This is a genomic window from Paenibacillus sp. FSL R10-2736, assembly GCF_038000245.1.
Taxonomy (GTDB): domain Bacteria; phylum Bacillota; class Bacilli; order Paenibacillales; family Paenibacillaceae; genus Paenibacillus_AQ; species Paenibacillus_AQ phytohabitans.
The window spans coordinates 4,515,494-4,527,061 of the sequence record NZ_JBBOBN010000001.1 but is presented as its reverse complement, the minus strand read 5'-3'; the positions used below and the strand labels follow the sequence as shown (position 1 = coordinate 4,527,061).

The 11,568-nt window shown below is 53.4% G+C and carries 9 protein-coding genes; 8 read left to right on the top strand and 1 reads right to left on the bottom strand.

Annotated elements, in window-relative coordinates; translation table 11 throughout:
• Positions 1-8 precede the first annotated feature (8 nt).
• Positions 9-878 carry an AraC family transcriptional regulator gene (locus tag NSQ73_RS19805; protein ID WP_340987827.1) on the bottom strand — a complete coding sequence of 290 codons (870 nt, stop codon included), beginning with the start codon at positions 876-878 and terminating at the stop codon, positions 9-11.
• A 131-nt stretch (positions 879-1,009) separates the two neighbouring features.
• Here NSQ73_RS19805 and NSQ73_RS19800 point away from each other — a divergent pair, with 131 nt between their 5' ends.
• The 8 genes from NSQ73_RS19800 to NSQ73_RS19765 all read left to right on the top strand — a co-directional run bounded on the left by NSQ73_RS19800 (position 1,010) and on the right by NSQ73_RS19765 (position 11,560).
• Entirely contained in the window at positions 1,010-1,861 is an 852-nt protein-coding gene (locus tag NSQ73_RS19800) for an amidohydrolase family protein (RefSeq protein WP_340987825.1), read from the top strand.
• A 114-nt stretch (positions 1,862-1,975) separates the two neighbouring features.
• The gene (locus tag NSQ73_RS19795; protein ID WP_340987824.1) at positions 1,976-2,935 is read left to right on the top strand and encodes an aldo/keto reductase; all 960 of its coding nucleotides are present in this window, start codon (positions 1,976-1,978) and stop codon (positions 2,933-2,935) included.
• Positions 2,935-3,954 carry a zinc-binding alcohol dehydrogenase family protein gene (locus NSQ73_RS19790; RefSeq protein ID WP_340987823.1) on the top strand — a complete coding sequence of 340 codons (1,020 nt, stop codon included), beginning with the start codon at positions 2,935-2,937 and terminating at the stop codon, positions 3,952-3,954. The genes NSQ73_RS19795 and NSQ73_RS19790 overlap by 1 nt, the downstream gene beginning before the upstream one ends.
• A gap of 21 nt (positions 3,955-3,975) precedes the next feature.
• The gene (locus tag NSQ73_RS19785; RefSeq protein WP_340987822.1) at positions 3,976-6,225 is read left to right on the top strand and encodes a glycoside hydrolase family 95 protein; all 2,250 of its coding nucleotides are present in this window, start codon (positions 3,976-3,978) and stop codon (positions 6,223-6,225) included.
• Between the two features lie 32 nt (positions 6,226-6,257).
• Positions 6,258-6,452, top strand: coding sequence for a hypothetical protein (locus NSQ73_RS19780; protein WP_340987821.1), 195 nt, complete (start codon positions 6,258-6,260; stop codon positions 6,450-6,452).
• Positions 6,453-6,973: 521 nt separating this feature from the next.
• Positions 6,974-8,167 (top strand): IS256 family transposase, encoded by a 1,194-nt coding sequence (locus NSQ73_RS19775; RefSeq protein WP_042133759.1) that lies wholly within the window; start codon positions 6,974-6,976, stop codon positions 8,165-8,167.
• A 630-nt stretch (positions 8,168-8,797) separates the two neighbouring features.
• A complete protein-coding gene (locus NSQ73_RS19770) occupies positions 8,798-10,480 on the top strand; it encodes an extracellular solute-binding protein (RefSeq protein WP_340946717.1) in 1,683 nt (560 codons plus the stop codon).
• Positions 10,481-10,573: 93 nt separating this feature from the next.
• Positions 10,574-11,560, top strand: coding sequence for an ABC transporter permease (locus tag NSQ73_RS19765; RefSeq protein ID WP_340946716.1), 987 nt, complete (start codon positions 10,574-10,576; stop codon positions 11,558-11,560).
• The last annotated feature ends 8 nt before the right edge of the window (positions 11,561-11,568 follow it).

Here is an 11,568-nt window from a genome sequence, read left to right as displayed (position 1 = left end):
TGAAGCCCTCAATGCGTTCTGCTGTTTCTCCGGTAGGCGGCCGGCGTCACTTTCGTGATCTTTTTGAATGTACGGTAGAAATGGGGCATGCTCTCGAAGCCGCAGGCCATAGCGATCTGCTCGATGGTATAGTTTGATTGCAGCAGGCAGTCCTTGGCGGCAAAAATCCGTTTGGTCGCGATGTAATCCGTCACATTCATCCCCAGACGCTGCTTGAAGACCCGGCTGAAATGGGCCGGAGAGATCGCCGCCCGCCCCGCCAATGAGGACAGCTCCAGCGGCTGATCCAGGTGGTCGTTGATATAGCTGAGTGCCTCACGGAACCAGTCCGGCAGCAAGGCGCTTGAGGTTACCGGCTCGGCAGCCTGCGGGAGGCAGTAGCGGTTCAAGTGAAGCAGCGTGAGATGGAGCAGCAGCGTCAGGGCTTGTCCGCCGTCCGGACGGCTCTGCTCCCGTTCACCGTGGATGACATCGATATCGTTTTGTAAGATTCCGGCGTGTTCAGGAGATAGGGTGTACTTGTACTGCTTATTCTTCTTGGCCGCGTCAAACAGCTTCAGATATGCATAAGATTCGCTGTAGGTATGGTTAAGAACAAGACCCGGGCTGAAAAATACGGCAGAAGAGGTCACCGGCTCCTCCTTGTCGGGGAATCCCCGGTGCACCGTGTTTCCGGGAACGACGATAACATCCCCCTGGCGCATTTCATAAAAGGTCTGATCGATGAAAAAGGTGCCTTTGCCGCCGTATACGTATATGAATTCGTACCAGTCGTGCTGATGGTCGGGCAGCTCGCGCTGCGGGCTTTTGGTCTCCTTGTAGTCCAGAAGCAGAGAGAACGGCAATTCATTGTCGAAATGCTTGCGGATCGGTTCCATGACGCGGCCTCCTTAGCTAAGGCTATGAATTCTTATCCTTATCATATCAAAATAAGGTATAAATTTGTTTGTTTAAGCTATTTTTATTCCTTTATCGGATGTTTAAAATAAGGTGGAATGGAGGTGCTGTGATGTATATTGATGCTCATCAGCATTACTGGAAGATAGACAGGGACGATTACGGATGGATTACACCGGATATTCCGGTGCTGTTCCGGGATTATCTGCCCGCTGACCTTGAACCGCATTTGCACAAGCACGGGATTAGCCACTCGATTGTGGTACAGGCTGCGCCGACTGTGGAGGAGACGGAATACATTCTGGGACTCAGCGAACAGGCGGATTCCATAGCCGGTGTGATTGGCTGGCTGGACCTTGCAGGCCCGTCCTTCCGGGAACAATATCAGCAGCTTCGCAGGCACCGGAAGTTCACCGGTCTTCGCGTGATGATCCAGGAGATGGAGGACCCCGGTCTGCTTTTGACCCGTCCATATATAGAAGCGCTCTCATTTCTTGCGGACGAGGATGTCCCCGTGGACCTGCTGGTTCTGGCAGATCAGCTTCCGCAGCTCATAGGGCTGCTGGATCGGGTTCCGGGTCTAAGAGGGGTCATCGACCATTTGGCCAAGCCTCCGATTGAAGCGGGCCAATTAGAGCCGTGGCGAAGCCGGATGGCGGAGATTGCGAAGCACCCGAATATCTGCTGCAAGCTGTCCGGGATGGTAACGGAAGCCGGTCCCCAGGGCTGGACACAGGAGGATTTCACGGCTTATATCCATGCGGTGCTGGAGCTGTTCGGACCGGAGCGGGTGATGTTCGGCAGCGATTGGCCCGTGTGCCTGATGGCGGCAACCTATGATGAGGTGCTTCAGATCTTGCGGACGGCACTGAAGGAGCGGATGTCGCCGGAAGAGATGGAGCCGGTCTTTGGGGCGAATGCCGTGAGATTTTACAAGTTAGATACGCTATATAAGAAGCACTAAAGAAATAAACAAAAAGCAAAAGAAGCGCCGGAAGTCCAAATGTTCACCGCTGTGACGATGAAGCTTCAAGTTCAAATCATAAGTGCAATATCAAACTACAGGAGGTAGAACGCTATGAAATACAGAAAGCTGGGGAATACAGGGCTGGATGTCTCTGTATTAAGCTACGGGGCATCGTCGCTGGGGAGCGTATTCCGGGATGTTCCCAAGGAAGAAGGAATCCGCACGGTTCACACGGCGCTTGATATGGGGATCAACCTCATCGACGTCTCTCCCTATTATGGTCTGATGAAAGCGGAGACTGTTCTGGGAGAAGCGCTGCAGACTGTGCCGCGGGACCGCTACATCCTGAGTACGAAAGCCGGACGTTACGGCCAGGATGAGTTTGATTTCTCCAGAAAGCGGATTATCCGTAGCGCCGAAGAGAGTATGGGCCGTCTGGGGACGGACTATTTGGATATTTTGCTGCTGCATGATATTGAATTCGGCTCTCTGGAACAGGTAATGGAAGAGGGAATTCCAGCGCTTAAGGAGTTGAAGCAATCCGGCAAAATCCGTTATTCCGGCGTGACCGGCCTGCCCCTTCCAATCTTCGAGACCGTGTTGTCGCGGACCGCTCTGGATGTAATCCTGTCCTACTGCCACTATTCGCTGAATGACACGACACTGCTTCAGCTCCTTCCGCTGCTGAAGAGCCGCGGCACGGGACTAATTAATGCCTCGCCTATCTCCATGGGCCTGCTCAGCAACCGTAAAGTGCCTGACTGGCATCCGGCGAGTGCGGAGATCCAGGCCGCGTGTCGGCGCGCCGCTGAATATTGCCGGGACAACGGAGAGGACATCGCCAAGCTGGCGGTCCAGTTCTCTACAGCGAATGAACAGATTCCGACAACGCTCGTAAGCACCGCGACACCGGAGAATATCCGCAACAATATTAAATGGACGGAAGAGCCGATGGATGAACAATTACTGGCGGAGGTACGGGACATCCTGAAGCCTATCGACGGGGCAACCTGGCCGAGCGGCCAGCCGGAGTGGAACGTGATGCAAGGCCGGAACGGAGATTTCTTATAATGAAGGGAATTATTTGTGAGGAGATCGGGAAGCTCGTATACCGGGAAGATCTGCCGGAGCCGGAGCTTCAGGACGGAGAAGCCATTGTAAGCATCCGGCGGATCGGAATCTGCGGCACAGACCTGCACGCCTACCGGGGCAATCAGCCTTATTTCACTTATCCGCGTGTGCTTGGGCATGAGCTGTCCGGGACGGTTGAGCGCATTGGCGACAATCCGCAAGGGCTGCGGGCCGGTGATCAGGTAAGTGTGATCCCTTATCTGCATTGCGGAGAGTGCCGGGCCTGTCTGAGCGGCACAACGAACTGCTGTAAGAAAATGAGAGTGTTTGGTGTTCATTTGGACGGCGGAATGCGGGAGCGGGTGAGCTTGCCAGTAGGCAATCTATTGAAGACAGACGGACTGACGCTGGATCAGGCGGCTATGCTGGAGCCCCTGGCTATCGGGGCGCATGCCGTGCGGCGTTCGGGTCTGGGATCAGGTGATCAAGTGCTGGTTATCGGAGCCGGTCCTATCGGACTGGGCGTGATGGCGATGGCCAGATATGCCGGTGCGCAGGTGATCGCGATGGATGTCAACGATGAACGTCTGGAATTTTGCAAAAGCTGGTCGCAGGCGGAGCATACGGTAAGTGCCTTGCGCGAACCGAAGGAGCAGCTATCCGGGCTGACAGAAGGCAACTTCCTGCCATATGTCATTGATTCCACCGGCAATATCTCTTCGATGGAGGGTGCCTTCGGCCTGGTTGGGCATGGAGGGACGTTGACTTATGTCGGCTTGGTCAAAGGTGATATAACCTTTAATGATCCGGATTTCCATGCGCGGGAAATGACCGTGCAGGGGAGCAGAAATGCGACCCGGGAGGATTTTGAACAGGTGATTCGGGCCATCACTGACGGTTATATTGAGGTGGACAGCTATATTTCCCACCGCTGCTCATTCGAAGATATGACCGGCCAGTTCGAGCGCTGGCTGAATCCGGAGTCCAAGGTAATCAAGGCACTGGTAGAGCTGGATTAAATACGAAGGAGCGGAATAGCGATGACAAGCAAGGAACAGAGCCGGCAGCGGTTATGGTACAGTGAACCGGCGCAGGAATGGAATGAGGCGCTGCCGATCGGCAACGGGCGGCTCGGAGCCATGATCTTCGGCAGGGCAGCCGAGGAGAAGCTGCAGCTCAATGAGGATTCTGTATGGTACGGAGGTCCGCGTGACCGCAACAACGAAGACGCGCTGCCTCATCTGCCCAAGCTCCGCAAGCTGATCCTTGAGGGGAAGCTGAAGGAGGCGGAGGAACTCGCCGCGATGACGATGACGGGACTGCCGGAAGCGCAGCGCCATTATCTGCCGCTGGGCGAGCTGCTGCTGTCATTCAGCGGGCATGAGCAGCCGGCTTCGGATTATAGACGGGAGCTTGATTTGGAGCGCGGCGTATCCCGGGTGAGCTATTCAACCGGCGGGGTCCGGTATACCCGCGAGCTGTTTGCGAGCTTCCCGGATCAGGCCATAGTGGTCCGGTTGACCTCCGACCGGAAGAACGCAATCTCCCTGAAGGCCAGGTTCAACCGCCAGAACTGGAGAATGCTGGAGAAGACGGAGAAGTGGCAGGACGATGGACTCGTGATGGGCGGAGAATGCGGAGGCCGGGGAGGCAGCTCCTTCGCGGCCGTATTGAAGGCAGTAACGGAAGACGGCACCTGCCGAAATATCGGAGAATATTTGCTTGTGGAGGGGGCCAGCTCGGTTACGCTGCTGCTTGCCGCAGGAACCACATATCGCCATCCCGATCCGGCACTGCATGCCAAGATGCAGCTTGAAGAACTGAGCCGGGTTCCCTATGAAGAGCTTCTGGCCCGTCATATTGCGGATTACTGCAGCTTATACGGGCGGGTTGCGCTGACGCTCCCCGAGAACCCGCAGCTACACGGGCTGCCGACCGGCGAACGGCTGAAGCGGTTTCAGCAAGGGGAGGAGGATCACGGGCTGATCACAACCTATTTCCAGTATGGCCGTTATTTGCTGATCTCCTCCAGCCGTCCGGGTTCTCTGCCTGCGAATCTGCAGGGAATCTGGAATGACAGCTTCACCCCGGCCTGGGACAGCAAATTCACGATCAATATCAATGCGCAAATGAACTACTGGCCTGCTGAAATCTGCAATCTTGCGGAATGCCATGAGCCACTGTTCGATTTGATTGAAAGGATGCGGGAGCCGGGACGGGTGACGGCCAGGGTAATGTACGGCTGTGGAGGCTTCACAGCGCATCATAATACGGACATCTGGGCAGATACCGCTCCGCAGGATACCTATATGTCGGCGTCCTTCTGGCCGCTGGGCGCGGCATGGCTGTGCCTGCATCTGTGGGAGCATTACCAGTTCAGCCAGGACCGTTATTATCTGGCGCAGGCGTACGATACCATGAAGGAAGCTGCGCAGTTCCTGCTGGATTACCTGATAGAGGATGAGGCTGGCCGGCTGATTACCTGCCCGTCTGTCTCGCCGGAGAATACGTATCGGCTGCCTGGTGGAGAATCGGGCGTGCTGTGCGCCGGAGCCTCCATGGACTTCCAGATCATTGAAGCTTTGTTCAAGGCCGTCGTCCGCAGTGCCGAGATTATCGGCCGGGACGAGGCATTCCGCGAAGAACTGCGCTCTGCGCTGGGCCGGCTGCCTGGACCGCAAATCGGGAAATACGGCCAGATTCAGGAGTGGATGGAGGATTACGAAGAGGTGGAGCCGGGACACCGTCATATCTCCCATCTGTTTGCTTTGTACCCCGGGGACGCATTCACGGTGGAGCATACGCCGGAGTTGGCTGCAGCAGCCCGGACTACGCTGGAGCGCAGACTCGCAAGCGGCGGCGGACATACCGGCTGGAGCCGGGCCTGGATCATTAACTTCTGGGCCAGACTACAGGACGAGAGCAAAGCCTACACGAATGTACGGGCATTGCTGGAGCATTCGACCCTGCCTAACCTGTTCGACAACCATCCGCCGTTCCAGATTGACGGGAATTTCGGAGGAACCGCGGGAATTGCCGAGATGCTGCTGCAGAGTCACACGGATAGCATCAGACTGCTGCCCGCGCTGCCTGCAAGCTGGAGCGAGGGCAGTGTGAAGGGGCTGCGGGCAAGAGGCGGCTATACCCTCGACTTCTCGTGGGCCGATGGACTCGTTACGGAAGCGGTGGTATCATGTACCGTATCCGGTCCTTGCCGGATCGAAGGTCCGGGCCTGGATTCCGTTTCGTTCACAGGGGAAGCGGGAAGCTCTTATACGTTTACCCGGTAAGCGTGAGCCGGAAGCTGCCAGGATAGAAGTTTATGGAAGATTGCGTAAACTGGATGCTGGCAGAGTTGATGATTATAGAAAATTGCGTAAACAGGAAGCTGGCAGAGCGGATGATTATAGAAGATTGTGCTGGGATTGGCGCATTTGCGCCAATCCTTTTCTGTGATTATGCAGGAAATTCTGCGTATAAAATAGACCCGCCCAAAGTAGGCGATGCGCAGGGATGAAAGGGATAAATCCCACTAATTCCGCAGAAAGTGAGCGATGTGCGGGAATGAAAGGGATAAATCCCACTAATTCCGCCGAAAGTCGGTGATGCGCGGGAATCAAAGGGATAAATCCCACTAATTCCGCCGAAAGTGGGTGATGCGCGGAAATCAAAGGGATAAATCCCACTAATTCCGCCGAAAGTGGGCGATGTGCGGGAATGAAAGGGATAAATCCCACTAATTCCGCCGAAAGTGGGCGATGCACGGGAATGAAGGGATAAATCCCACTAATTCCGCCGAAAGTCGGCGATGTTCAGGAACGAAAGCGGGCGGTAAGAGGAAATGAAGAGCAAAAGTGCCCCTGAATCCACCGAAAGTCGGCGACAGAAAGAAACGAAGAGCAAAAGTGCCCCTGAATCCACCGAAAGTCGGCGACAAGAGATGGCGTAAAATAAGTTGTGTACCAGTATTTGGAGCCTAGTCAGGCAAAAAGTAGGGTATCCTCAGGATTGCGAAACCACCAAGGAGGAACCCTACCAATGACTATTTTACCCGAAAGCTCACTGAATAATCTATTTGAAAAACTTGTTAACGATTTTGTGAAAGACCACTTGGAGTCCATCATGCGTGCAGAAATGCAGGCGTTCATGGCGAGCGAGGAAGCAGGTACACGCAATAGCCGTAACGGATACTACACCCGAAACCTGCACACGAAATACGGCAATCTAGAGGACCTGGAGGTCCCCCGCGACCGCCAAGGATTGTTTCAAACTCAGATGTTTGAGCCGTACCAGCGGCGGGACGGGTGGCTGGAGGAAGCGGTCATCCAGATGTATAAAAGCGGCATGGGGACGCGGGATGTGGCCCGGTTTATTGAAAGTATGTTTGGAAGCCATTACTCTCCAACGACCGTTAGCAACATTACGGCTACCGTCCTGGACGACATCCACCAGTGGCAGAAACGGCCGCTGAGCAAGCGCTACAGCGTGATCTACCTGGATGGGCTGTACGTGAAGCTCAAACGGGGTACGGTCCGCGGTGAGGTCGTTTATTTTGCGATGGGGATTGACGAAGAGGGACAACGTCAAATCCTAGGGTTCTACGTCGGCGGTCAAGAGAGTTCGAACGGCTGGCGTGAGGTCCTTAAAGACCTGTACGACCGTGGAGCGCAGGAAGTGTTGCTCGGTGTGTTTGACGGGCTTCCCGGGCTGGATGCGGCGTTTAAAGAGACGTACCCGCAGGCGGATGTGCAGCACTGTGTGGTGCACAAGGTGCGGGCCACGTTCCCCAAAATCCGGATCGAGCACAAAACCGATGTCCTTGAAGACCTGAAGACCGTGTATACCGCACCGGATGAGGTCGTGGCCCGGGCTAACTTTGATACGGTCAAAGCCAAGTGGAACAAGCTGTATTCGAAAGAAATGAAGTCCTGGGAGGAGCAGTTGTGCACACTCCTGACGTTCTACAAGTACCCGGAGCCCATTCGCAAAGCGATCTATACGTCGAATCCGATTGAGCGAATGAACAAGGAAATCCGCAAACGCCTTAAACCGATGAACAGTTTGACGAATATGGATGCGGCAGAGAAAATCGTGTATCTCGAAATGCTTGACTACAATGAACGTCATGGGCAGCGGGTCGTTCCTGGCTTTGGGATGGAACCCGTCAAAAAGAAGCTAAACGAGTTATTTGAAGCACGCTACCCTTCCTTGCCCACACCCGAAGAAGAATAGCGGATGAATCCAGTTTCTGGGGGTCGGGGTTCCCCCGACCCCCAGAAACACCTGCACCCCCAACCCGTAACCCGGGGAGGTACTTCTACTCTCTTACACAAACTTCTTGACGCTACCCGACAAGAGGAAACGAAGAGCAAAAGTGCCCCTGATTCCGCCGAAAGTCGGCGACAGGAGGAAAAGAGGAGCAAAAGTGCCCCTGAATCCGCCGAAAGCCGGCGACAGGAAGAAATGAGGAGCAAAAGTGCCCCTGAATCCGCCGAAAGTCGGCGACAAGGAAGAAATGAGGAGCAAAAGTGCCCCTGAATCCGTCCGATGTGCGCAGGCAAGAGAAAGGTGTAAACTATCTGTCTTGTTCTTCATTTAAAGCTGCAGCCGTATAATCGCCAGCGGGTGCATTAAGTCATGTGAAATACCGGGAGCGGCTCATCAACCGCTGGCTGCTCCTGTGCTAAAGAACGGAAATTCAGTTGCCGCACAGCAAGCAAGCGTTTTCTTTTTATCGAATTTTCGGGGGGGAAGTACTATAGTTTATGAATTGTAAGCGCATTCTGAAAACGTATAATTAGAGATGTCAACAAGAGAATTTATAAGCATAAGCGATTAGCCAAAAAGGGGAGGCATAACAACATGCACAAAACGGCAAAACGTTCAGCCAAGGCCGCGGCAGCCGGTGTATTAGCACTCACACTGGCACTTACAGGCTGTGGTTCTGGCAACAACAGCAGCAACACCGGAAGCAAAGATAACGCCAGTGGAGGAAACGCCAGTCCGGCGGCAGCCGGAGACGATAATGCTCCGGTAACATTCTCGGTATTTATGAGTGGTCCCGGGCAGCAGCCTACGCCTGACAACAAAATTCTCAAACTGATGAAAGAAAAAACCGGGGTCAGCTTCAATATGGAATTCCTGGTCGGCGACCTGCAGCAGAAGCTGGGCGTCATGATTGCCGGAGGTGACTATCCGGACATCATGTCAGGGGACGACAAGCTGATCAATGCCAAAGCTTACATTCCGCTTGAGGATCTGATTGAGAAGTACGCGCCCAACCTGAAGAAGCATTATGCCGATGTGTGGAACCAGATCAAGGATGAGAGTGACGGTCACATCTATGTACTGCCAAGCTATGGCGTATATCAAGGTAAAATTACTGAACCGACTTACCAGGGACCCGGCTTCTGGCTGCAAAAGAAGGTACTGGAGGAAATGGGCTATCCAACGCCTAAGACCCTTGATGAATATTTCGATATCATTGCCAAATATAAAGAAAAACACCCGGATGTCATCGGGTTCGAATCGCTCAACTTCGACTGGCGTGTGTTCCCGCTGCAGAATGCGCCTGAGCATCTGTCAGGACATCCGAATGACGGAGCGGTTATTGTAGACAACAATGTAGCGCAGATTTTTGCCGACAAGGATATGTCCAAGGATTACTACAAGAAGCTTAATGAGATTAACGCTCAAGGGCTGATGGATAAGGAAGCGTTCGTGCAGAACTATGACCAGTATCTGGCCAAAATCGCAAGCGGCAAGGTCGTCGGTATGTTTGACCAGCACTGGAACTTCCAGGACGGTGAGACTTCCCTGATCTCCCAGGGCAAAATCGAAGATACGTACATCGGCTTCCCTCTGCTCTATCCGGGTGCTGAAGAATGGTACCGTGACCGCGGAGCAGTCGGCACCAACCGCGGCTTCGGCATTTCGATCAATGCCAAGGACCCTGAGCGCATTATCAAATTCTGGGATCAGATGATCACTGAGGAATGGCAGAAGACGATCCAATGGGGAGTCAAGGGTGAGGATTATGAAGTGAATGCGGACGGTTCGTTCTACCGGACACCGGAACAACGGGCAAACGCTGACAAGACAAGCTGGCAGGTAGCTAACAAAATCACAGGTATGCACGGTTATATGCCTAAAATTCAAGGTACGTACAGCGACGGAAATGCAGCAGATCCGGGTACGCAGCCACAGGAATTCTTCGACAGCCTGAAGCCGTATGACCAGAAGATTCTGAAGGCGTACAACAAGAAATCCTGGTCTGAATTCTTCAAGGAACCCAAAGAGAACAATATCTACTTCCCGGCGTACTCCATCGTGCTTAAGGATGGTTCGCCAGCTCAGCTTGCACAGTCCAAGCTGAATGACCTTCAGGTTAAATTCCTGCCCAAAGCCATTATGGCCAGTCCGGCAGAGTTCGAAGGTGTATGGCAGGATTATGTGGACAAAATCCACAAGCTGGACATCAAGGCCTACGAAGACCGGATTAATGAAGGCATCCAGCAGCGTATCGAAAAATGGAGCGTCAAGTAAGCGGCACTAAGGCTTGAAACGGAGCGGGAAATGAACTTTCCCGCTCTTCCTAAATAGGAGTGGAGAGAACGATTACACAGGAGGGAATACTACATGTCTGATGCCGTACTGGACAAACAGGTCAAGAAACAGAAGACCCGTAGAAGCAAAGTCGATCCGGAAATCGGTGTGAGCCTCAGCTGGAAGACGCTAAAGATACAGAAACAGCTTATTTTCATGTCTGTGCCGATTGCCATCTATTTAATTATTTTTAACTATGTTCCTGTTTGGGGATGGATTATGGCCTTCCAGAATTACCGCCCGGCGCTCTCCTTCGGCCAGCAGGAGTGGGTAGGCTTCCAGCAGTTCAAATTCCTATTCTCCGATGAGACCTTCATGCTGGTGCTGCGCAACACGGTTGCCATGAGCTTCATCAATCTTGTACTCGGTACGGTGACGGCTATCGGCCTGGCTTTGCTGCTGAATGAGATTAGACTCAAGTTCTTCAAACGTATCGTCCAGTCAATTTCATATTTGCCGCACTTTCTGTCCTGGGTTATCGCAGCGGGTATTGTCGCTACCTCCCTGTCGATTGATGACGGGATTGTCAATGTCATTCTAATGAAGCTTCACCTGATCAAAGATCCGATTATGTGGCTCAGTGAAGGCAAGTATTTCTGGGGCATTGTCGGGGCTTCCAACGTGTGGAAAGAAGTAGGCTGGGGTACGATTATCTATCTGGCCGCGATTACCTCCATTGACCCTTCCCTGTATGAGGCAGCATCCATCGACGGCGCTACGCGTCTGCAAAAAATGCGTTTTGTCACTCTTCCGGGAATTAAAGCAACCTTTGTGATTCTGCTGATTATGAATATTGGACATATTCTGGATGCCGGCTTTGAGCTTCAGTACCTGCTCGGCAACGGTCTTACTATAGACTATTCGCAGACCATCGACATCTTCGTCATTAAGTACGGGATCTCTATGGGGAACTATTCTCTGGCTACGGCAGCAGGGATCTTCAAGACCATCGTCAGCGTTATTCTCGTCTTCATGGCCAACTATACTGCCAAACGTCTCGGCGAAGAGCGGTTAATCTAAAGGAGGAA